This window comes from Ottowia sp. (genome assembly GCF_047975795.1).
Taxonomy (GTDB): domain Bacteria; phylum Pseudomonadota; class Gammaproteobacteria; order Burkholderiales; family Burkholderiaceae_C; genus Ottowia.
The window spans coordinates 17,893-40,099 of sequence record NZ_JBKEEE010000048.1 but is presented as its reverse complement, the minus strand read 5'-3'; the positions used below and the strand labels follow the sequence as shown (position 1 = coordinate 40,099).

The 22,207-nt window shown below is 64.5% G+C and carries 16 protein-coding genes; 4 read left to right on the top strand and 12 right to left on the bottom strand.

The window, feature by feature from the left end; translation table 11 throughout:
- The first annotated feature begins 27 nt into the window (after window positions 1–27).
- Both ACK5NW_RS08130 and ACK5NW_RS08125 read left to right on the top strand, forming a co-directional pair.
- Entirely contained in the window at window positions 28–2,301 is a 2,274-nt protein-coding gene (locus tag ACK5NW_RS08130) for a TonB-dependent receptor (protein WP_416926878.1), read from the top strand.
- 13 nt (window positions 2,302–2,314) lie between these two features.
- Window positions 2,315–3,817 (top strand): hypothetical protein, encoded by a 1,503-nt coding sequence (locus tag ACK5NW_RS08125; RefSeq protein WP_416926876.1) that lies wholly within the window; start codon window positions 2,315–2,317, stop codon window positions 3,815–3,817.
- A 166-nt stretch (window positions 3,818–3,983) separates the two neighbouring features.
- On the opposite strand, the gene ACK5NW_RS08120 is transcribed toward ACK5NW_RS08125, so the two are convergent.
- The 7 genes from ACK5NW_RS08120 to ACK5NW_RS08090 all read right to left on the bottom strand — a co-directional run bounded on the left by ACK5NW_RS08120 (window position 3,984) and on the right by ACK5NW_RS08090 (window position 14,909).
- The gene (locus ACK5NW_RS08120; RefSeq protein WP_416926874.1) at window positions 3,984–5,210 is read right to left on the bottom strand and encodes a PepSY-associated TM helix domain-containing protein; all 1,227 of its coding nucleotides are present in this window, start codon (window positions 5,208–5,210) and stop codon (window positions 3,984–3,986) included.
- Window positions 5,211–5,236: 26 nt separating this feature from the next.
- On the bottom strand, window positions 5,237–7,444 hold the full coding sequence (locus ACK5NW_RS08115; protein WP_416926872.1) for a TonB-dependent receptor: 2,208 nt from the start codon (window positions 7,442–7,444) through the stop codon (window positions 5,237–5,239).
- Window positions 7,445–7,552: 108 nt separating this feature from the next.
- Entirely contained in the window at window positions 7,553–10,135 is a 2,583-nt protein-coding gene (locus tag ACK5NW_RS08110) for a TonB-dependent siderophore receptor (RefSeq protein ID WP_416926870.1), read from the bottom strand.
- 43 nt (window positions 10,136–10,178) lie between these two features.
- Window positions 10,179–10,520, bottom strand: a complete 342-nt coding sequence (locus tag ACK5NW_RS08105; RefSeq protein ID WP_416926868.1) for a DUF3325 domain-containing protein — start codon at window positions 10,518–10,520, stop codon at window positions 10,179–10,181.
- Entirely contained in the window at window positions 10,517–12,181 is a 1,665-nt protein-coding gene (locus tag ACK5NW_RS08100) for a PepSY-associated TM helix domain-containing protein (protein WP_416926866.1), read from the bottom strand. Before ACK5NW_RS08100 ends, ACK5NW_RS08105 begins: the two co-directional genes overlap by 4 nt.
- A 20-nt stretch (window positions 12,182–12,201) precedes the next feature.
- A complete protein-coding gene (locus tag ACK5NW_RS08095) occupies window positions 12,202–12,567 on the bottom strand; it encodes a DUF3649 domain-containing protein (protein WP_416926864.1) in 366 nt (121 codons plus the stop codon).
- 8 nt (window positions 12,568–12,575) lie between these two features.
- Window positions 12,576–14,909 (bottom strand): TonB-dependent siderophore receptor, encoded by a 2,334-nt coding sequence (locus tag ACK5NW_RS08090; RefSeq protein WP_416926862.1) that lies wholly within the window; start codon window positions 14,907–14,909, stop codon window positions 12,576–12,578.
- A 338-nt stretch (window positions 14,910–15,247) separates the two neighbouring features.
- On the opposite strand from ACK5NW_RS08090, the gene ACK5NW_RS08085 reads away from it, so the two are divergent.
- Window positions 15,248–16,171 carry a PhaM family polyhydroxyalkanoate granule multifunctional regulatory protein gene (locus tag ACK5NW_RS08085; RefSeq protein WP_416926860.1) on the top strand — a complete coding sequence of 308 codons (924 nt, stop codon included), beginning with the start codon at window positions 15,248–15,250 and terminating at the stop codon, window positions 16,169–16,171.
- A 36-nt stretch (window positions 16,172–16,207) separates the two neighbouring features.
- Entirely contained in the window at window positions 16,208–17,488 is a 1,281-nt protein-coding gene (locus ACK5NW_RS08080; protein WP_416926858.1) for an FIST signal transduction protein, read from the top strand.
- 58 nt (window positions 17,489–17,546) lie between these two features.
- Here the strand turns inward: ACK5NW_RS08080 and ACK5NW_RS08075 are convergent, their stop codons facing one another.
- From ACK5NW_RS08075 to recG, 5 genes are all read right to left on the bottom strand, one after another.
- Window positions 17,547–18,377: a crotonase/enoyl-CoA hydratase family protein gene (locus ACK5NW_RS08075; protein ID WP_416926856.1), complete on the bottom strand. Its 831-nt coding sequence runs from the start codon at window positions 18,375–18,377 to the stop codon at window positions 17,547–17,549.
- Between the two features lie 127 nt (window positions 18,378–18,504).
- A complete protein-coding gene (locus tag ACK5NW_RS08070; protein WP_416926854.1) occupies window positions 18,505–19,134 on the bottom strand; it encodes a Spy/CpxP family protein refolding chaperone in 630 nt (209 codons plus the stop codon).
- Window positions 19,135–19,315: 181 nt separating this feature from the next.
- Window positions 19,316–19,753 (bottom strand): Cu(I)-responsive transcriptional regulator, encoded by a 438-nt coding sequence (gene cueR, locus ACK5NW_RS08065; protein WP_416926852.1) that lies wholly within the window; start codon window positions 19,751–19,753, stop codon window positions 19,316–19,318.
- Complete coding sequence (locus tag ACK5NW_RS08060) at window positions 19,750–19,947, bottom strand: heavy-metal-associated domain-containing protein (protein WP_416926850.1); 198 nt, start codon at window positions 19,945–19,947, stop codon at window positions 19,750–19,752. The genes cueR and ACK5NW_RS08060 overlap by 4 nt, the downstream gene beginning before the upstream one ends.
- A 79-nt stretch (window positions 19,948–20,026) precedes the next feature.
- The gene (gene recG / locus ACK5NW_RS08055; RefSeq protein WP_416926848.1) at window positions 20,027–22,204 is read right to left on the bottom strand and encodes an ATP-dependent DNA helicase RecG; all 2,178 of its coding nucleotides are present in this window, start codon (window positions 22,202–22,204) and stop codon (window positions 20,027–20,029) included.
- Window positions 22,205–22,207 lie beyond the last annotated feature (3 nt).

Genomic DNA, 22,207 nt, shown 5'->3' with positions numbered 1-22,207 from the left:
ATTGCAGCTATTAAATTGATATTGACAATGATCCCTGACCGTCCTGCTGCATTCCGCTGGCGCACCACCGCGCTGGCCACTTTGGCGCTGACGGCGCAGGCGGCCACCGCGCAGCCCACCGCCACGCCTGACCCCGACGCTTTGCCCGACGTGACGGTGCAGGGTCACCAGCTTTTCCAACCCCGCCCCGACGCCAACGCCACCGACGCCAAGCTGGGTGCCACCGTGCTCGACATGCGGCCCTCAGGCGCATCGCGCGCGGCCACCGCCGACTCAGCCCGCCTGCTCGAAGCCGTGCCCGGTGCCAGCACCCAGGGCGCGGGCGGCGTCTCCAGCCTGCCCGTGCTGCGCGGTCTGGGCGATGAGCGCCTGCGCCTGCTGGTCGATGGCATGGATCTGGCTGCCGCTTGCCCCAACCACATGAACCCCGCGCTGTCGTACATCGACCCCAGTCAGGTCGATTTGATGACCGTGTACGCCGGCGTTACCCCCGTCAGCGTGGGTGGCGACAGCATTGGCGGCACGGTGCAGGTTGAATCTGCGCCGCCGCGCTTTGCCGCCCCCGGCCAGCCCATGCTGCTGGAAGGCAGCGCCAGCACCAGCTACCGCAGCAATGGCGATGGCTTCAGCGTGGGCGGCTCGGCCATGTTCGCCACCGAGCAGCTCAACCTGCACTACGAAGGGGCCTGGGCGCGCGCCGACAACTACCACGCGGCCCAATCTTTCAAGCCCGAAGCTGCGGGCAGCGAACTGGGCGCGCCAATTCCCGGCGACGAAGTGGCCTCCAGCGCCTTTCGCAGCCAAAACCACAAACTGGGCGCAGCCTGGCGGCAGGGCATGCACCTGTGGCAGCTCGATGTCGGCTGGCAAGACATTCCGCACGAAGGCTTTCCCAATCAACGCATGGACATGACCGACAACCGCTCCACCCAGTTGAACGCGCGCTACACCGGGCAATGGAGTTGGGGCGACTTGAAGCTGCGCGCCTTTCACCAGCGCGTGCGCCACCGCATGGACATGGGCGAAGACCGCTACAGCTACGGCAGCGGCATGCCCATGCGCAGCAACGCCAGCACCACCGGCGCATCGGCCCAGGCCAACTGGCTGACCAGCGAGCGCGACACCGTGCGCCTGGGGATCGAAGCCCAGCGCTACAAACTATACGACTGGTGGCCACCCGCAGGCAGCAGTGGCGTGATGACACCCAACCACTTCTGGAACGTGGACAACGGTCAGCGCCACCGGGCCGATGCCTTTGCCGAGTGGGAACGCCGCTGGAATCCACAATGGATGACGCTGGCCGGTCTGCGCTACACCCGCGTGATGACCAACGCCGGGCCGGTGCAAGGCTACAGCAGCCTGCCCACCTGGGCCGATGACGCCGCCGCTTTCAACGCGCTGGAGCGACGCCGCACCGACCACCATTGGGATCTGGCCGCCATCGCCCGCTACACACCCAGCGCCGGGCAGCGTTACGAAGCTGGTTTTGCGCGCAAGACCCGCTCGCCCAGCCTGTACGAGCGCTACCCCTGGTCGACCAACACCATGGCCGCAGGCATGAACAACTTCGTTGGTGACGGCAACGGCTATCTGGGCAACCCCAGCCTGGAGCCAGAAACTGCCTACACCCTGAGCCTCGGCGGCCAATGGCACGACCCGCAGGACGCCGATGCCTGGGGCCTGAACGCCAGTGCTTACTACACACGGGTGCGCCACTACATCGACGCCATCCGCTGCTCTGCCAGCCGCTGCAAAAGCGGCAACAACGACGCCAGCGACCAGTTTGTACTGCTGCAATACGCCAACCAGACAGCGCAGTTGTACGGGTTTGATGTCTCGGGCCACTGGCGCGCAGCACGCAGCGAACAACTGGGCAGCCTGACACTGGGCGGCGCGCTCAACTGGCTGCGCGGCAAGAACCGAAGCACCGGCAGCGGCCTGTACAACACCATGCCACCCAACCTCAAACTCAGCCTGACGCACGGCATGCGGCTGGGCAACGGCCAGTGGAGCACCACGCTGGAATGGCAAGGCGTGCAGGCCAAAAAGCGCGTCTCGCAGGTACGCAACGAAACCCGCACGCCCGGCTACGCCCTGTTCAACCTGCGCGCCAGCTACGAGGTGAATGACGTGCGCATCGACCTGGGGGTTGAAAACCTGTTCGACAAGTTCTACGCGCAGCCACTGGGTGGCGCTTATGTCGGCCAGGGCAGCACCATGATGCTCAACACCGTTCCCTGGGGCGTGCCGGTGCCGGGGCCTGGACGCTCGTTCTACGCCGGGGTCAACATCAAGTTCTGAAAGCTATTTCACCATGCCAAGCAAATTTGTCTCTTCCTTGCGTGCACGTGCAGCGCTGGCCCTGATAGCCACCTCGTCCATCACGCTTTTGGCCTGCGGCGGTGCCAACGGGCCTGATGGTGAATCGGGCAACGCCGTTGGCGCGCGCGCCCAAACCATCGTCTTTGCCACCGCACCCACGCTGGTGCTGGGCGGCACGGCCACCGTGTCGGCCACGGCCAACTCGGGCCTGACGGTGCGCTACGGCAGCGACACCCCCACCGTCTGCACGGTGGACGCGCAAAGCGGCACCGTCACCGCGCTGACGCCCGGCACCTGCACCATCGCCGCCAGCCAGGACGGCGATGCCACCTGGGCCGCTGCCACGCGCGCCACGCTGGCGCTGCCAGTGCAGGTGGATGCGCAGCAGCAGATCGGCTTTGGTGCGGCACCCACGCTGGTGGTGGGAGCCAGCGCCACCGTCAGCGCCATCGCCAGTTCAGGGCTGGCCGTGGCGTACAGCAGCCTGACCCCTGCGGTATGCAGCGTGGACGCGGCCAGCGGCCTGGTGACCGCGCTGGCAGTGGGCACCTGCACCATCGCCGCCGATCAACCGGGCGATGCGCATTACAACGCCGCCACGCAGGCCACACAGTCTTTTGCCATCAACGCGGCACCCGTGCAGCAAGCACCCGGCGCACCCGGCGAAGTCAGCGCCAGCGCGGGCACCCAAAGCGGCACCGTGCTGGTGACTGCCGGGCAGGTGGACAGCGGCGGCAGCGCCATCGTGCAGTACATCGCCACATCGGTGCCGCCCGGCATCACTGCGCAGTCCGCCAGTCTGCCCGTCGTCGTCTCTTGTCCGGCCAGCGGCTGCGCAGGCTATGCGTTCGTGCTGCAAGCGGCCAACGCCGTGGGCACCGGGCCTGCGTCTGCTGCGGCAGACGTGGTGACCGATTACGACGTGGTGGTCAAGTTCAAAGAACCCGACTACGCCTACGACATGACTGAGTTTCATGGCCGCTTTACCTACAACGCCACCCTGCGCAACGTGTCGGGCCTGCAAGGTGAGTTAAGCGAAGTGATGGCCGGCCTCAACCAGGCCAATCAGCCCTACCCGGACGGCATGCCCCTGCTGCCGCTGACGCACCAGTTGTCCAGCATCGACGCGCCCGCAGGCGATGGCCTGCTGATCACCAGCTTTTTGCTGGCAAGCACCCACACCTTGTCAGACGACGCGCGCGACGGCGGCACCGACGGTTTCAGCCCCGGCACGGGCGGCTGGAAATACTGGGGCTATGCGGGCGGCACGCGCACCCACCCCAACCCCGGCAATGCCTACATCCGCATCTTCGTGCCCCTGCAAGACCCCACGCTGGCACTGACGCCCGCGCAGATCGACACCCTGGCCTACGCCGACTGCGCCCCCGACGGCATGATGGGCGACGACTGCATGACCGGCACCACCGAAGCGGGCTACGGCACCATTGGCTCAATGCGTGGCTATCCCCTGTCGCAAACCGTGACACGGCGCTAAGAGCATGTTCAACGTCTCAGCTTGAGGGGTGTGGGATGCGGATCGGGATGGGCTGCAAGGCACAAACCGCAGCGATACCTGGCGCTGGCGGTATCGCGAGGATTTGCAACGCAGCAGACCGCCCGGGGCCGCGCCCACACACCCGCGCAGAGACTTTGAACACGCTCTAAACACGCGCGCGCCGCGCCCGCCGCTTGCGCGCCCAGATGACGATACCGGTGACCGACAGCATGGCCACCACCAGGCCCATGACCGACATGTAAATGCGCCCTGGCAAACCCAGGATGCGGCCCGAGTGCAGCGGAAACTGCAACTGCACGAACACGTCGGCGGCGGTGCCTTTCCAGGGCACGTTCTGGCTCAACACCTCGCCCGTGGCCGCATCCATGTACAGATTGGCCAGGCCCATGCCGCCTTCGCCGTGGTCAGCGCCGGGGTGGAAAAACGAGACGTTGTAAAACCCCATGCGCGATTCGTAATACACCCCGCCAGGCGGCATGGTGATGCCGCGTGCGGGCGCTTGCTGCGCAGCCAGCGCCACGATGTCGGCAAAGCCCAGCTTGGGCTGGACATACACGCCCAGCGGGGCCATGGGTCGCGTTTCGTAAGGCCCCGGCGTGGTCTGGCTGACCAGCGACAACACGGGGTAAAACACCTCGCGGTACAGGTTGAGCGAAAACGAGGTGAAGGCAATCACCACGATGGCGATCCAGGTCCACAGCCCGCCCGCGCGGTGCAGGTCAAAGTTGAGCTTGTAGCCGCCCGCACGCCAGCGCACCAGCCAGGCGGGCCGCCAGCGCGTCCACCATGAGCGCCCAGCCGCAGGTGTCGCACTGCGACTGCCTTGGCGCAGCGGTAACGTCAGCCACAGCGCCACAAAGCTGTCGATCAGCCACACCAGCGCCACCGCGCCCATGATCCAGTAGCCCACGCGGTCGGTGCCCCACATGGCGGGCAGGTGCAAGCTGGTGTGCACGCTGCGCAAAAACGGCATCAGGCTTTGGCGCGACAGCGATACGGCGTTGCTGTCACGCCGCCCTACCACCTGTCCATTGACCGGATTGACGAACACCTGGTTGTAATCCAGCGCGTGGGGCTGGCCCGTTGCAGGATCGAGCTTGGGCTGAACAAAAAACTCGGCGTTGTGGCCCGGCTCCAGCCCCAGGGCCACATAGCTCACGCGCACGCGCGGATCGTTGGCCTCCACGGTTTTCGCCAGCGCCACCGGGTCGATAAACGGCCCGGCACTCTGGTTTTTGTACAAGTCGCTGTTGAGCCATTCGTCGATCTCGTGATCCCACGAGGTCATCGCGCCGGTCAGCCCCGCCACGATCAGAAACAGCGCCACCGCCAGCCCCAGCCAGCGGTGCACCAGCGTCAGCAACGGACGCATGACGCTTATCTTTTACCCACGCAAAATCAAAACGCCACGCTGGCCGTCAGCGAGAAGGTGCGCGGCTTGGCCATCACCAGGTAGCCGTAACCGGGGTAGCCGCCAGCGGACTCCCAGTAGCTTTTGTTGGTCAGGTTTTCCACACGGCCACGCAGCGTCAACAGCCGGTTGCTGCCGATGTCCATCATGTAACGCACACCGGCATCCCAGCGGGTGGACGAGGGCAGCGATTGCGTGTTGGCTGCATCGGCATATTGCTTGCCGGTGTAGATCACGCGTGCATCCAGCGCCAGCCCGCGCACGCCGGGCACGTCCCAGTCTGCGCCCAGATTGAACTGGTGGCGTGGCACGCCAATCACGCGCTTGCCGTCGGTGACACCACCTGCGGTGCGGCGCTGCTTGGCATCCAAAAAAGTGGCCCCGCCCAGCACGCGCAGGCCCTTGACGGGTTCGCCAAACACGTTCAGCTCCACCCCCTGGTTGCGTTGCTTGCCGTAGGGGCCATACACGCCATCAAACACGCCCGACAGCGGCTTGTCGGTGGTGAAGTAGGCCACGCTGGCACCCAGTTTGCCGTTTTCCCACTTCAGGCCCACTTCCTTTTGTTTGGAGCGGTAAGGCGCAAACACCTGTCCCACGTTGATCACACCCACGCCGCTGGCGGTGTCGCCCTTGACCAGCGCTTCGATGTAGTTGGCGTAGACGGCAAACTCCTTGGTCGGCTTGAACACCACCCCCGCCACGGGCGTGACACGGTGTTCGTCGTAATGCGAAGTGCGCTGGCCACTGTTGTAGTCGTAGGCTTTGTCTTCCAGTGTCTGGTAACGCGCGCCCAGCGTGACGAGCAGGCGGTCGTCCAGCATCGACAGCGTGTCGGCCAGCGCCACACTGGTGTTGTTGATGCGCGCAGTGGCGTGGGGCCAGCTCAGATCGCCGCCCACATAGGTATCGGCCACAGGCGGGGCCACCACCACGGGGTTGTACAGGTTGCCCCCAATGCTGGTAAAGCTGGACATGGCATAGGCATTGCGCTCTCTGGACTGAAACAGCGACGCCGATGCCGTCACCGTATGGCCCACCGAGCCAGTATCAAACTTGGTGCGCACACCCAGCTCGCCGGTGAACACCCTGTCGCGGCGGGTGTTGTCAAAGCGGTACGCGCTGAAATTGCCCGCCGTATCGACCTCTCTGGGATTGACCAGGCGGTTTTCTTCATGCCCATAGCGCGCGCCCAGCGCCGCCCAGGCCATGGTGCGGTCAGACAAATCGACCTCGCCGCGCACGGTGGCAAAACGGTCACGGCTGTCGGAATACGTCCAGGGCTGGGCAAAGTTGTCGCGCGCATCGGGCGTGTCGGGCAGCGCCAGACCCGCTGCCGGGGTGACGCTGGGTCGGGGCGCACGCAGGTGGTTGTTTTGCAGACCAAAATCGGCCGACAAGCGCACGTTGCGGCTGCGCCAATCCAATCCCACGGCCAGCGCGGTCAACTCCTGCTTTTCGTCGTGCACACCCGTGCCACCGTCGCGCCGTGCCAGATTCAGGCGAATGCCGGTGGACCCATCCGGCCCAAAACGGCGCGCCAGATCAGCCGCCAGATAGCCTTGTCCGCCGGTTTGCCCGCCCAGGGTAACCTGACTCAGCGGCTCGTTGCCCGCGCGCTTGGGCAGCACGTTGATCAGCCCGCCAATGCCGCCACCGGCCACGCTGCCTGCACCCGCGCCCGACAAAAAGGCGTTGGCACCGCGGAACACCTCCACCCGTTCGACAAATTCGGTGGCCATGTACTGGCGCGGCACCAGGCCATACAAGCCGTTGTAGGCAATGTCGTCCGAATACACCGTAAAGCCGCGGATGAAATACGCCTGCTGAAAATTGCCAAACCCACGCGCTGGCCGCACCGCAGCGTCGTTGCGCAGCACATCGCCCACGCTCTGGCTTTGCTGGTCTTCGATCAGCTGATGGGTATAGCTGGTGGCCGAAAACGGCGTACTCATCTGATCCATCGTGCCCAGCACGCCAATGCGGCTGCCGCGCGCCACCTGCCCGCCCGCAAACGGCTTGCTCAAGCCTTCAGCCGACGCATCTGCGCTGGCCTGCACCGTCACGGTTTCAAGCGTGCCGGCCACCTCGGCGTCGGCATCAGCGGCTTGGGTTTGTGCCAGCGCCCATGCGGGCAGCGTCAGCCAGCCAAGGGCCGCCAACAAGGGTGAACAGCAAGAACGCGCGCGCAGCATAGAAGAAGCCTTTATGACAAAAGTGAGAATTAAACTCACTTATTGTATCTGGCTGCATCTGCTGCAATTCATCCATTCATCAGCCTGATATGACCACCACACAGTCGCTCAAAGGCTGGCGCGCAGCGTCAGCATCACATGGCGCGGATCGCCGTAATAGTTGCTGATGCCGGTGGGCGAATACTTCTTGTAATACACCTTGTCGAACAGGTTGTTCACGTTCAGCTGCAAGGCCCACTGCTTGTTGAAGCGGTAGCCCACCATGGCGTTGAACACCGCATAGCCGCCCTGGCGCGCCGTCAGCCCCCGGCTGGTGACGTGGCCGTCGCTTTGCACCTGCGCGCCGCCGCCAATCGTCCAGCCCGTCATGGCACCAGCGCCAAACCGGTAGGTCGTGAACAGGCGCAACTGGTGCTTGGGGTCGTGGCTGCGCAGCGGCTGACCGACGTTGCTGGCTGTGCTGTCGGCGACATATTTGGTGCGGTTGTAGGTGTAGCCGCCGCTGACTTGCCAGCCGGGCCGCACCTCGCCGGTCACCTCCAGGTCGACGCCCCGGCTGCGCGTTTTGCCGCCTGCCATCTGGCAATAGCCACTGGCGTAATAGGGCAGGCAAGGGTTGGCGGTACTGGTGTCTTCCACCGCCTTGCCAACGTTGTTGATGTGAAACAGCGAGGCCGTGGCTTGCAGCTTGCCATCGAAAAAATCGCCCTTCAAACCCAGCTCGTAGTTCTTGCCGCGCACCGGCTTGAGCAAGCTGCCGCTGGCGTCGTAGCTGTTTTGGGGCGAAAAGATACTGGTGTAACTGGCAAAAGCCGTCAGCGCAGGCGCAATGTCGTAGGTGACGCCGATGTAGGGCGTGAACTCATGATCCACGCTGTAGTTGCTGGACGCGCGCTCGGGCACTTTGTAATCCCACCAGCTCAGGCGCGCGCCCAGCCACAGGTGCAGCGGGTCGGTGATGCTCAGGCGCGTGGCGGCATACACGCCGTGTTGCGTGGTCTTGTTGTTGGCGGCCGAATACGCCGTGCCTGCACTGGGGTCGATGTCCGGCTGCGGGTAGGTGGTGTACGGATCCCAGGTGCTGATGTCCACGCTGGTCATCGGCCCCAGGTTGAAGTAGCCCTGTGTGCCGATCACTTTATTGCGCTGGGTTTCCAGGCCCAACGTCAACTCGTGCTTGCGACCTAACAGGCTGAAAGGGCCATTGGCCACCAGCGCAGCCACGTCCTGCGTGGTTTTATCGCCGGTGTAGGCCGACGTGGTCACGTTCACCAGATACGGGTTGGTCTGGCTGGCGGGGCGGCTGATGTAGCTTTGCAAAAAGCCGTAGTCGCCCTTCATACGCATGACCAGGCGCGCGGCCTTGGCCTGCACCGTCCAGTCGTTGTCGAACTTGTGTTCCAGCGCTACATAGCCTTGCCGGTTGACACGGTTCCAGCGGTTCCATGCCGCGCCCAGATACGTGTCGCGCGGCAGATTCAGCGGCGAACCGTCGATGTCGGCAGGCAGGTTGCCCCAGGCCCCGGTGGCATCCAGGCTGGTGTACTGGTAGCTGCCGGTCAGCGTGGTGCGCGGCCCCAGGTCGGCCTGCAACACGCCATAGAACACCTTGCGGTCTTCTTCGCGCGCTTTCTGAAAAAAGTCTTTGTTGTCGGCCACCAGCACCATGCGCCCACGCAAGGTGCCTGCCTGGTTGAACGCGCCACCCACATCGGCTTCGATGCGGCGGCGGCTCCACGAACCCAGCATGGCGTTGGCCTTGGCCTGAAACTCGCGCGTGGGCAGTTTGCGCGCCATGTTCACGGCACCCGAGGGGTTGCCCGCGCCACGCAGCATGCCCGAAGCACCACGCAGCACCTCTACCCGGTCGAGCACCGCCGTGTCGGGCTGAATGAAGGTTGAGCCGCCCTGGCTAAAAGTCAGTCCATCGATTTGCAGCGCGTCGATCTGGTAGCCGCGCGACCAGTACGTCACCCGTTCGCTGTCCACATAGTCCACCGATATGCTAGGCGTGGTCTGCAAAACATCGTGCAAATCAGCCTGGGCGCGGTCGTCCATCTCGGCGCGCGTGACCACCGTCACTGGCTGCGGAATGTCGCGCAGCATTTGCGTGCCTTTGAAGATGCTGGTGGCAGGCGCAGCATACGACGACGTGCCTTCAGTGGTGACGTCGAGCGCGCTGGCGGCACTGACCGTCACGGTGGGCAAGGTGTTGTCCACCCCGCTGCTGAAAGCGCCCGCACCCGCTGTGCGGGTGGTGCTGGTGTTGGTGTTGGCACCAGAAGCTTTCACCACATAACCTCCGCTGGCATGACGTTCGGCGCGCAGCCTGGCAGGGGCCAGCAAACGATCCAGAGCGTCCACTGCCGTATAGCTTCCTTGCAAGCCAGGGGTGGTCAGTCCCTGAAGTTGGTTCGCATCAAATGCCACGCTCACATTCGCCTGCGCCGCAAGCGCCTTCAAGGCATCGGCCAGCGCACCGGCTGACACGTTGAAGTTTTGCGCCGCTGCGGCTGACGTCACTGGTGCAGCTTGCGGCACTGGGCCTGTGGCCTCACCTTCTGCCGCCAGAGCCGGGCCTGTCCATACACCCAAGGCGGCCGCTGCCACGCACGCACTGGTGCGCGCCGCCACACGCTGCCGCAGCGCAGGCGTGTCAGTCATCACCAACCCGTTCAGATTCAGGCCCATCGAAATTCCTCCTTTAGCTATGAAATCAAGAGCTGTTGATGCCTTATTTGCTTGCGTCAACGGCAGTTTTTGTTTGCTTTTTCAGGTGCTTTTCAAGGTGCGGCGCGCCATAGGTCAGCAGCAGCACCTGCGCCAGCGCGGCCACGGTTAACACCCCCAGCCACAACACCCAACCCCTGGTCGGGCCATCCAGCGCCAGGCAAATCAAAAGCGATGCCCCCAACGCCACCCAGCCGATGGCGCGCAGCCAGGGCTGCCAGCGCGCACCATCGCGGCGGTGGCGTCCAAACACGTCCTGAAAGTGCCGCTCCATCGCCAGACTGAGGGTCAAAAACGCACTCAGTGCGCCAACAAAAGCCAACGCCATCAGCAGCACGCCCGTCATGACGCCGCACCTCCAGGCTTTAATGCCTGAGCCGCTGATGCATCCACGGCGACAACTGATGTGGCAACGGCGGCGGGATGCGCCGTCTTAAGCGCCTTGCCATGCGGCACGGCCCGCTTCAGCCAGCGCGCAGCGGCCAACAGCCCCAACCCCAGCAGCAGGCACGCCGCATCAAACCCCGCCACCTGCCACAGCCCACCCGAAAGCGACACCCCCCAGTGCGCGCCGCCGGTCAAACCATTGAGCACCGGCACCAGCGCCAGCAGCGCCCCGGCCAGCGCCAATTGCGCACGCCACATGCCGCGCGTGGGCCGCACCAGGCCCAGCAGCGCGCACGCGCCCCAAACCGCAAAGAACAGGTGAATTTCCAGTTGCGCGCGGTCAACCGCGCCAACGGGTAGCAGCCGATTGATCCAGAAATACGCGGGCATGGCCACCAGCAAGCCCGCCACGGCGGCCAGATTCAGGCCATCGACCAACCGCAGCGCCAGGCTGCCGCGCTCGCCCCGCTTGAGCGCCTTCAAGTGCGCGGGCCGCTCCTTCACCGCCCACAGCAACAAACCCGTGGCCACCATGGCGCAACCGGCCAGCCCCGAGATGAAAAACAGCGCCCGCAACAAAGGGCTGGCAAAACGGGCCGCGTGCAGCCCTTCCGACACGTCGTAAGTCAGCACCGCTGCTCCAGGCGCTTCGCCCGCCGCGCCTTTCACTTCACCGCTGACGCCATCAAAACGCATGCTCGGCGCACGCAGCCGCATGTCCTGCCCGTCTTGTCGCACCACGCTGATGCTGGCGCTGGCATCGCCCGGGTTGTGCACCACCACCCGCCCGGCCATGGCACCCTGCCAATGCTGCTGCGCTTGCGCCACCAGCGGTGCCAGATCGGCCAGCGCCGCAGCCTGCCCGCTGGCCTTTTGCGCACGAGGGCCGCTCTCGCCCAAGGCTTCGGCCTGATACGCCTGCCACCCGCCCGGCTCGTCGTACACGGCCTGAATGGCCCACGGCATGTACATGAACATCAGCGTCAGCAGCCCGGTGTAGGTGATCATCAGGTGATAGGGCAGCGCCAGCACGGCAGTCACGTTGTGCGCGTCCAGCCAACTGCGCTGGCCCTTCTTGGGGCGGAACGTGAAGAAATCCTTGAAGATGCGCTTGTGCGTGACGATGCCGCTGACGATGGCCACCAGCATGAGCATGGCGCAAAACCCCACCATCCAGCGCGCCCACAGGGCGGGCATGTAGTGCAGATCGAAATGCAGGCGGTAGAAAAAATCGCCTCCACGCGTGGCACGCACACTGGTCAGCGGCTGACCAGTGGCCGCATCGAGCACTGCCTCACCAAATCGGCCCCGCCGACCGGCACTGGCCGTTTGCTGGCTGGGCGGTTTGGCCCAGAACAGGCGAACCACCGGCTCGCGTGCGCTGGGCAAGGTGATGAACCAGCGCGGGCTGCCCGCCGCGTTCTGCCGCAACCAGTCCACCGCGCGCTGCGTTACCTGCGGCTGCGTGGCAGCGCTGGGCGCAGGTGGTGCAACGCGGTGCAATTCCGGCTGCATCCAGAAGGTCATTTCGCTGCGGTAATACGCCGCCGTACCCGCCGCAAACACCAGAAACAGCACCCACCCCACCAGCAGCCCGCTGTAGGTGTGCAGCCACGCCATTGATTGGCGAAAGCCGTTTTTCACGCCGCCCCAGCCGTCAACACGCCCCAGTGCCTCAAAGCCACGGGCAAGGCCAAAAGCGCGCTGGGCAGCAGCAGCCCCCACCATGCGCGCGCCGCACTGCGCGCCGCAAACACCCACATGACCGCGCAGGGGTAGACCACAAACGACGCCAGCATGCCCCAGGTCACCGCCTCGGCGCGCGCCAGTGGCAACCACAGCGCCAGCGCCACGCTGGTCAGCGCCGCCAGCGCATAGCCGCCAAAAACAGCGGCCAGCGCACGCGATGTGACGCCTGCACGGTAGCGCCAGCGCGCCTTGCGCAGGGTGTTTTCAGTGCGCTGATCGGACGGTTGATCAGCCGTTTGAGCAGCAACTGCGGTCATGCCACGGCCTAAAACACACCCCGCAGCGTCACCCGCACGGTACGCGGCTCGGCGGCGTATACCCCGCTATAAAAGCCCACGTTGTCGTAGTATTTTTTGTCGAACAGGTTGTTGACGTTCAAGTTGAGCGCCACATGGTCATTGAAGCGGTAGCCCAGCATCAGGTTGGCCGTGATCACCGCCCCTTGCGTAATGCGGTCTGTTACCGTCACCAGCGAGCCGCTGGCATTGGTGGCACCGGTGGGACGCCGGGCACTGCGCCAGAGGCTGCTTTGCGCATTGATACCCCCGCCTACCGACCAGCGCAAACCGTCGCCAAACCGGTAGCTGGTGAACACCCGCACCAGGTTGCGCGGCACATAGGTGTTGATCGCCTCGCCATCGGCGTTGCGCGAGCGCGTGTGGCTGTAGCTGGCAAACAGATTCCACTGCCGGGTGATTTGCCCACTGGCCTCGATCTCCACGCCATCGATCACGTTGCCACTGCCGCTGGAGCGGTACGCCTGCGAACCATCCGGCAGCGAATTTTCGGGCACGCTGTCGTCCACCTCGGCCACGTTGTTTTTCTTGCTGCGAAAGATGGCACCCGCCACGTTCAGACGGCGCTCGAACAACTCGCCCTTGACGCCCACTTCGTAGCTGTTGCCGTCCACCGGCTCCAGAATTTCGTTGTTCTTGTCGCGGTAATTTTGTGGCTGAAAGATGCTGGTGTAGCTGACGTAGGCCGTCCACTGCGGCGTGATGTCAAACAACGCGCCCACATAAGGTGTGAACACGCTGCTGTTGCGGTACCCGGACGACGTGGTGGCCGCCCCGGTGCTGGCGTTGTAGCCCTGCGTGTGCGTCTCGTAGCGGCTGATGCGCCCGCCCATCACCAGCTTCAGCGGCTCTGCCACGTGCAGCCGTGTGGCTCCGTAAAACGCTTTTTGTTTGGTGATGGCGGTTTGCGACACATGCGGCAGCAGCGTGGTGCCGAACACCGGGATATCGCCCGTCCAGTCGTTCCAGTTGGGGATGCTGGCGTAGTCGTCTGGCATGGTGGCGTATTCCACGCCCCGCGTGTCCTGATCGCGCTTGTTCTGGCTGTAGCCCAGCACCACATCGTGACGACGACCGAAGGCATCAAATTTGCCATCCACACTCAGCTCAGCCGCCTTCATCGTCTCTTCAACCGGAAAGCGCCCATACCATGCCGATATGCCGCTGCCATCGGCTGCCGGATAGCCATTGCCACCGTAATAAAGGTGCCCGTCCTGCTCACGCTCTGAGTGGGCAAACGCGCCTCGCAAACGCCAGTCAGACGCGATGCGATGCTCCACCGTGGCCATGGTGCGCCGCTCCACCATGTTCCACGACGCCCAGGGCGTGGACAGATTCAGCCCATGCGGCAAGTTGGCCACACTGCCGTCAGCCGCCCAGTAAGGCACCGTTCCCCACGACACACCGCGCGGGTCGGACTGCTGGCGTTCAAAACTCAGTGCCGCCGTAGTGGCTGGCCCCACGTCAGCCTCCAAAATGCCGTAAAACGCATTGGTGCGCTTTTCGTACAGCGGCCTGAACGAGCCAGATTGCTGCCCCGCCGCCGCCAGCCGCCCGCGCACTTTGCGATTGAAGGCCAGCGGGCCACCCACATCGACCTCGCCGCGCTTGAGCGAATGACTGCCCAGCGATACCGATGTATTGCCCTTGAAATTCAGGCTTGGGCGCTTGCGCACCATGTTCACCGTGGCGGACGGATCGCCCGCGCCGGTCAACAACCCGGCTGCACCCCGCAGCACTTCGATGCGGTCATAGGCCACCGTGTCACCCGCCGGTTTGAGGTAACCGCCGTAGTTGCTCAACATGCCGTCGATCTGAAAGTTGCTGATCGAGTAGCCGCGTGCGACATAGTTCACGCGCTCGGTATCGCTGTGATTGACCACCACGGCGGTGGTTTGCTCCAGCGCCTCGGTCAGCGTGGTCAAGCCTTGCTCGTCCATGCGCTCGCGCGTGATGACGGTCATGGATTGCGGCGTCTCGCGCGGACTCAGCGCCAACCCGGTGGCTGTGCTGAGCGGCGCTGTGGTGGTGAACGAGCCGGTGCCTTCGGTGGTGCTCGAGCTTTCACGCGCACTGCGCACCGTCACGGGTTGCAGCGTCTCAACAGGCGCAGATTCTGATGCGCCTTGCGACGGCACCACAGATGACGCCGATGCGCTGGCAGCAGCGTCCGGCGCATTCACCTGTACGGCTTGCTGTTGCGCCAGCGCCTGTGCGGCGACCCCGCAGGCCAGCAGCACACCTGCGGCAACCCGGCTTTTTCTGAAAACAAAGGCGGCTGGTGCCGTGTTGGTTTTTTTCATGTCACTTGGTCAGAGATATCGGGTGCAAACCCGGCTTCAATGCGATCAGTCCCCACCAAACAGGCCACCATCGCTGTGATGGCAGCCCGGCGGGTAAAGAAATTCAGCCAGAATTGTAACACTAATGCAAATTATTATTATTTGTATTTTGTTTGTTTGCATGCGCAGCCAATGCGCCCAGCGCAAAGCACCGTGGTCTTTGGGAGAAAACCACGTGGCAGCGCCGAAACGGTTTGCGTTAAGCTACGTTCAGCCACGGCCCCGGAGACAACGCACTGCGCCAGGGGCGGTGGCATCGCTTCCTTCACATAAATCGACAGACAAGGAAAGGAGCCGCCATGAGCGCTGCCCAGCCGTTTGACTTTGGCAAATTCGTTCCCGGATTTGATTTTTTGCAAAAACTGGCCAACCAACGTGGTGCAACCGGCGCTGGCGCTGGTTTGCCCGGCCTGGGCGGCTGGATCGCCCCCACCGTCAGCGTGGAAGAGCTGGACAAACGCATCAACGAGCTGAAGGCGGTGCAGTTCTGGCTGGACCAGAATTCCACCGCGCTCAAGGCCACCATCCAGGCGCTGCAAGTGCAGCGCATGACGCTGGCCACGCTGTCGGACATGAACATGAACATGGCCGAAGTCACCAAAGCCTTCAGCATGCCTGCGGCCGCCCCTGTTGCTGCTGCGCCCGCGTCCACGCCCGCCGCCGCATCAGCGCAGTGGCCTTTCACACAGCCCATGGCTTCTGCGACGACGGCAGTGCCCAGCATGGAAGCACCCGCACCGGAACCTGAACCCGAAAGCGAACCTGAGGCTGCGCCTGCTGCCCGCGCCCAGCCCGCGCGCACATCCAAACGCCAAAGCGCCGCTAAATCCACCTCTGATCCGACCAGCGCCATGGCCGACCCCATGCAATGGTGGGGCGCACTGACGCAGCAGTTTCAAAATATCGCCGCCAGTGCACTGCGTGAAGCAGCGCACAACGCACCTTTGGACGAGGCTGGCAGCGCTGAAGACGCTTCACAATCTGCAGCTTCTGGCGTCGGCGAAGCAAGCGCCAAAAGCCAAAAAGCAGCCCAAAAAACGACCGGACGTAAAAAGCCCGCTCCAAAGGCCAAAACCACGTCGCGCACGGCCAAATCAATCTCAAAATCGGCCGCCAAAAAAGCATCCCCTTCCCGCGCCAAGGGGGCCAAACCCGCCGCACGTACCCCGCGCGCCCAGTTGCTGGGCTGGCCGCTGCCGCCGCCTTTCAAGACCAGCCGCTGACAGCGGCCACCCACACCACATTCACGCACGGCCACCATGCCCCTGTTCCCCTGTGGCCATGCCACCCACCCGCAATGGCCCATGGCGTGCGGGCTGGTGCTGGCCCAGTTGCGGGCGCAAATGGCGTTGCCGGGCCACGCCAGCGCACCCACGCTGGGGCTGCTGTACATCACCGACCATCTCGCGCCACACGCCAGCGCCATCCTGGACCATTTGAGTGCCGAGCTGCCTGAGGTGACCGACTGGGCGGGCACCGTGGGCGTGGGCATTTGTGCCAGCGGGGCCGAATACATGGACGAGCCTGCGCTGTGCGTCATGCTGTGCGATCTGCCGGTCGACCAATACCGCGTGTTTTCAGGTGTTGCACCATTGCCTGAGCGCCACCGTTTTACACCGCACACCGCCTTGGTGCATGTCGACGCCCAATTGCCCGACAACACTGAGCTGATCGCCGAGATGGCCGCGCGCACGACTTCGGGCTATCTGTTTGGTGGCCTGACTGCCAGTCGCAGCCAGGCCGTGCAGTTTGCCCTGTCGGGCCACGGCAATACCCCAGGCCAAGGTGCAGCGGGCGGGGCGCTTCAAGGTGGCTTGTCGGGCGTCGCGTTTGGTGACGACGTGGCGTTAATCTCGCGCGTCAGCCAAGGTTGCCAGCCGGTGGCACCCGCGCGCCAGATCACTGCGACAGACGGTCACGTGCTGCTGGCGCTGGATGGCCAGCCCGCACTGGATGTGATGCTGCGCGATTTGGGCATCAGCCTCAATCAGCCCCAACAGGCGCTGGCCGTGGTGCGCCAAACGCTGGTTGGCCTGGGCAGTCACCACGATGCCCGCGCCCAACTACACCGCAGCCGTCATCTGGACGCCGATGCACTGGTGCGCCACATCATTGGGGTTGACCCATCCCGGCGCGGCATTGCCATTGCCGGTCAGGCCCATCCCGGTCAGCGCTTGACCTTTTGCGAGCGCAGCCCCAGCGCCGCTCGGGCCGATTTGATGCGCATGGCCGCCGAAATCCGCGAAGAGCTGGAGCCTGAAGCGCTGACCCACAGCATGGCCGCCGCCCTGGTGGCCGCCGATGAGGTGATCGCCCCACACCTGGCGCGCCGCATTCGCGGGGCGATCTACATCAGTTGTGCGGGCCGTGGTGGGCCGCACTTCGGCGCACCGGGCGCTGAAATGCACATCCTGCGCCACGCACTGGGTGACGTGCCGCTGGTCGGTTTTTTTGCGGGCGGCGAGATTGCCGGGCGCGATCTGTATGGCTACACCGGCGTGCTGACCGTGTTCACTGCCGGGGATGAAATGGCCGACTGAACACTGTGAACCACCGTCAAGCTGTCCGCCTGCACGCCACAGATACCCCGCAACCCCTTCAGCGCCCCGTAAACCGCGCGGGCCGCCGCTCGACAAAAGCGCGCACGCCCTCGGCGGCGTCTTCGCTGCCCGCCAGGCGTTTTTGCGTGTTGATGAAGTCCTGCATGGCCACCACCGGGCCGCATTCCACCGCCTTGAGTACGTTTTGCCGCGTGGCGACCACGGCCAGCGGGGCTTGCGCGGCAATCTGCCCGGCGATGCGCAGCGCCTCGGCCAACACCTGGTCATTCGGCACCAGCTTTTGCACGAAGTTCAGGCGCAGCGCCTCGGCAGCGTCAAACTCGTCAGCCGTCAGCAGGTGCAGCATGGCGTTGCCCAGGTCGGCGCGCTCGGCCATGCGCAAGGTGGCACCGCCCGTGGCCATGATGCCGCGCTGCACCTCCAGTTGTGAAAAGCGGCATTGCTCGCCCGCCACCACGATGTCGGCACCCAGCATCAGCTCGATGCCCACCGTAAAACAAATACCCCTGACGGCCACCACCATCGGTTTGGTGCGCCGTCGGTAGCCAGGCTGACCATAGTCATATGGCTCCACCATGCCATAGGCAATGATGTCTTCACCGCGCTGCATGTAAGGCGCGATGGCGGGCAAATCCAGCCCGGCGGTAAAGTGCTCGCCAAACGCATGCAGCACACCCACACGCAGCGCAGGGTCGTCGTCCAGCCGGGTATAGGCATCGGCCAGTTGGCGGAACATGGGCACCGTCCAGCCGTTGCGTTTGGCCGGGCGGTTGATGCCGATCAGCAGCACGCCATCGCGTACTTCGGTGTCGATGCAGCCTTCTGGCGGCGGAATCGTCGGGGTTGGGGCAGGGTCAGCAAGGTTCATCGGCGCATGGTAGTGGCGCGCCTTGGGCAGGTCTGTCACCTGTGCACGCCGGGTGCCTTGCTTTTGATACGCAAAAAAGCCAGCCGCGCCACAGCGCATGCTGGCTTTGTCAGATCAAGTGTGGCGATCAACGCGACGCTGGGCCTTGATCCCTATCGGGGCCGGGGCCGCCACGCGGGCCGTGGTCGCCGCCATGACGATGGTCGCGGCCGCCTTTGCCCTTGCCTTTTTGGCCTGGGCCGCGGTGCTCACCACCGCCGCCAAAGCCGCGCATGGCGCGCTGGTCGAACACCCCTTGCTGGTAAGGCGTGAGCTGGGCGTAAAACGCCTTGATGGCATCGCCGCGCTTTTTCATGTCGGCAGCGCGCTGCTGCTGCATTTGCTCCATCAAATCGATGCGCTGCGGCGTGGTCAGCTTGTCCATGTCTGCGCGGCTGGGGCGCTGCTTATCGTCCAGCTTGGGCGGCTGCATGGCCGCGCTGTAGGTGGCCCAGGCGGTTTCCTGGGCGGCGGTGATTTTCAGCGCAGCCTTCAAATCAGCCTGACGCTGAGCGTGGCGTTCGGCCATGCGTTTTTCCATTTCAGCCGGATCCATGCGGCCTGCGCGGCGGTCACCAGGGGCCGGGCGGGCTGCCTTTTCACCAGCCACAGGGGCGCTGGCCGGCGGCGGCGGAGGCGAGGTCTGGGCCGATGCCACGGTGCAAGCCCCAGCGATCAAGGCGGAAAGCAACAGTTGGCGAGAAGTGCGGATGGTCATGACAGACTCCTTTTTTCAATACAACAAAACCACGAAGGGTCCTGACCGGCGCGGCTGAAAGTGGTGCACCGGCTTGAGATGAAGTCTGCCCCGCTTGTGTGTCCGTGCGATCGCTTTTAGATGAGGCTTTGTAAAGATGGGCAAAGCTGAGGTAGCGACCCGCGCTACGGTCTTCAGCTTTTCAGCCGCAGTGCTCAGCCGGCGATGGCCCAGCCAGATCGTCCAGGATCGGGCACTCGGGGCGCGCATCGCCGTGGCAGTGCATCAGCAGCGTGCGCAAGGTGTGGCGCATCTCCTGCAAGGCGGCGATGCGCTTGTCCAGCTCGCCCACGTGCTGCTCGGCAATGCGCTTGACCTCACTGCTGGCGCGCTGACGGTTGTGCCACAGGCTGACCAGCTCGCCAATCTCGGCCATCGAAAAACCCAGGTCGCGCCCGCGCTTGATAAAGCGCAGGGTGTGCAAATCAGCCGCGGTGTAAAGGCGATAACCCGCGTCGGTGCGGCCCACCTCGCCCAGCAAACCCAGCGCCTCGTAATGCCGCACCATGCGCGCCGACACGCCCGAGGCGCGCGCGGCCTCGCCAATCGGCACCGGGCCTGCGGCCGGATCGGTGTTCATGCGGCCACCGTATAGCCTTCCTCGCGGATAGCAGCGGCAATGGCTTCGCGCGGCTGGCTGGATTCCACCTCGACCAGGTTGGCGGCGCGGTCAATCTTGACCTGTGCATTGCCATCCAGTTGCTTGATGGCGCGCTGCACTGCGGCCTCGCAATGGCCGCAGGTCATGCCGGTGACGGTGAGTTGCTGTTGCATGGCGTAAGTCCTCGTTGAAAGCCTATCGATGCCTGTGAGTTTGAAGTGTGACACGGTGGCAAGGTCAAGCCGCACGAAGTCACGCCTTCAAAAAATCTTCGCGCCCGCCCAGCCAGCGATCGACATGGCGCTGTGCCAGATCGGGCGTGTGATCCAGCATGTAGGCAGCGGCCTGCCGCGCCCACGCCAGCAAAGGCGCGTCTTCGGCCAGATCGGCAAAGCGCAGCAGGGCCGCGCCGCTTTGGCGCGCACCCAGAAATTCACCGGGGCCACGGATGTCCAGATCGCGCCGGGCAATTTCAAAGCCGTCGCTGGTCTCAGCCATGGCTTTCAGGCGCGCGCGCGCCGTCTCGCCCAAGCGGCCGCCATCGGGCACTTCATACAACAAGATGCAGGCCGATGCCGCCGCACCGCGCCCCACGCGCCCGCGCAACTGGTGCAACTGGCTCAGGCCAAAGCGTTCGGCGTGCTCGATCACCATCAGGCTGGCGTTCGGCACGTCCACGCCCACTTCGATGACGGTGGTGCTGACCAGCACCGCCATCTGGCCTTGGGTGAATTGCGCCATCACCACTTTTTTGTCGGCCACCGGCATGCGCGAGTGCAGCAGGCCGACGCTGACACCATCCAGCGCAGCGGCCAGCTCTTCATGCGTTTCGGTCGCGTTGCGCAAGTCCAGCGCCTCGCTTTCTTCGATCAGCGGGCAGACCCAGTACACCTGCCGCCCCTGCCCGACCTGATCGCGGATGCGCCCGATCACCTCGGTGCGGCGGTGCGCGGCCACCAGCTTGGTGACCACTGGCGTGCGCCCGGGCGGCAGCTCGTCGATGGTGGACACGTCCAAGTCGGCGTAATAGCTCATCGCCAGCGTGCGCGCGATGGGCGTGGCGCTCATCATCAGCAGGTGGGGTTCTTGAGCCGACGGCCCCCACGCTGCGCCGCTGCGCAGCTCGCTGCCCCCCGAGGGGGCTGCATCGCCTTGGGGCGGCCCGGCGGCGATGCCCGCATTCGACAGCTTGTTGCGCAAATCCAGCCGCTGCTGCACGCCAAAGCGGTGCTGTTCGTCAATCACCGCCAGGCCCAGTTGTTTGAAGACCACCTGCGCCTGAATGATGGCGTGGGTGCCCACCACCAGTGCGGCCTCACCGGATTCGACGGCCGCCAGCATCTCGGTGCGCTCTTTTTTCTTCTGGCTGCCAGTCAACCAGGCCACGCGCTGGCCGCGCGCGGCCAGCAGGGGTGTCAGCCATTCGGTCAGCTTGGCAAAGTGCTGCTGGGCCAATATTTCCGTGGGGGCCATCAGCGCGCATTGCCAGCCGGCGTCAATGGTGGTGGCTGCCGCCAGCGCCGCCACCACGGTCTTGCCGCTGCCCACGTCGCCTTGCAGCAGGCGGTGCATGGGCTGGGTGCGCGCCAAATCGTGTGCAATTTCGCCCGCCACGCGGTGCTGCGCCGCCGTCAGCGTGAAAGGCAGCACGGCCAGCAATTGCTCGACCAGTAATTGCTCGGTCACGCCGCCCGCCACGCCTTGCAGCACCGGGGCACGCAAGCGCGCGCGCGCGCGGCGGGTGTGCAGTTGCGACAACTGCTGCGCCAGCAGCTCCTCGGCTTTCAAACGCTGCCAGGCCGGGTGGCTGCGGTCTTCGAGTTGCGCCAGCGCGGTATCAGGCGTTGGTTGATGCAAAAATGAGAGCGCGTTGCGCAGATTCCACAAGCTCTGGTTGACGATTTGATTTAAAACTTGGGGCGCGATCGTTTCCGATAAATCGGCCTGCGCCAGCCCCGCCAGCACGGCCTTGCGCAAATACGCCTGCGGCAACGCCGCCACCGTGGGGTATACCGGCGTCATGGCTTCGGGCAGTGCACCACCGGCTGCACGCACCGTGGGGTGCATGATGCTGAGGCCCGCAAAACCGCCGCGCAATTCACCACGCACGCGCAAGCGCTGGCCCACCGCCATCTGCTTTTGCTGCGAAGGGTAAAAGTTGAAAAAGCGCAGCACTGCTGCGCTGCTGCCATCGTTGACTGTCACCAGCAACTGGCGGCGCGGGCGGTAAGTCACTTCTTGCTGCGTGACCTCGGCCTCGAACTGCACCACATCGCCTTCACGCGCATCACGCAGCTTGCTCAGGCGCGTTTCGTCCTCGTAGCGCAGCGGCAAGTGCAAGGCCAGATCGATTGGGCGCACCAGCCCCAGCTTGCGCAGCGCTTTTTGCGGCGCAGAAAGCGGTTTGGTTGTGGGGAAAATTGTTGCCACGCC

Coding starts and splice junctions, on each gene's coding strand:
- cueR (WP_416926852.1), bottom strand. CDS start 19,753: ATGAACACCGATCCGGCCGCAGGCCCGGTGCCGATTGGCGAGGCCGCG.
- ACK5NW_RS08070 (WP_416926854.1), bottom strand. CDS start 19,134: ATGACCATCCGCACTTCTCGCCAACTGTTGCTTTCCGCCTTGATCGCT.
- ACK5NW_RS08075 (WP_416926856.1), bottom strand. CDS start 18,377: ATGAACCTTGCTGACCCTGCCCCAACCCCGACGATTCCGCCGCCAGAA.
- ACK5NW_RS08110 (WP_416926870.1), bottom strand. CDS start 10,135: ATGGGCCTGAATCTGAACGGGTTGGTGATGACTGACACGCCTGCGCTG.
- ACK5NW_RS08130 (WP_416926878.1), top strand. CDS start 28: ATGATCCCTGACCGTCCTGCTGCATTCCGCTGGCGCACCACCGCGCTG.
- ACK5NW_RS08060 (WP_416926850.1), bottom strand. CDS start 19,947: ATGCAACAGCAACTCACCGTCACCGGCATGACCTGCGGCCATTGCGAG.
- ACK5NW_RS08085 (WP_416926860.1), top strand. CDS start 15,248: ATGAGCGCTGCCCAGCCGTTTGACTTTGGCAAATTCGTTCCCGGATTT.
- ACK5NW_RS08120 (WP_416926874.1), bottom strand. CDS start 5,210: ATGCGTCCGTTGCTGACGCTGGTGCACCGCTGGCTGGGGCTGGCGGTG.
- ACK5NW_RS08105 (WP_416926868.1), bottom strand. CDS start 10,520: ATGACGGGCGTGCTGCTGATGGCGTTGGCTTTTGTTGGCGCACTGAGT.
- ACK5NW_RS08125 (WP_416926876.1), top strand. CDS start 2,315: ATGCCAAGCAAATTTGTCTCTTCCTTGCGTGCACGTGCAGCGCTGGCC.
- ACK5NW_RS08115 (WP_416926872.1), bottom strand. CDS start 7,444: ATGCTGCGCGCGCGTTCTTGCTGTTCACCCTTGTTGGCGGCCCTTGGC.
- ACK5NW_RS08090 (WP_416926862.1), bottom strand. CDS start 14,909: ATGAAAAAAACCAACACGGCACCAGCCGCCTTTGTTTTCAGAAAAAGC.
- ACK5NW_RS08100 (WP_416926866.1), bottom strand. CDS start 12,181: ATGGCGTGGCTGCACACCTACAGCGGGCTGCTGGTGGGGTGGGTGCTG.
- ACK5NW_RS08095 (WP_416926864.1), bottom strand. CDS start 12,567: ATGACCGCAGTTGCTGCTCAAACGGCTGATCAACCGTCCGATCAGCGC.
- ACK5NW_RS08080 (WP_416926858.1), top strand. CDS start 16,208: ATGCCCCTGTTCCCCTGTGGCCATGCCACCCACCCGCAATGGCCCATG.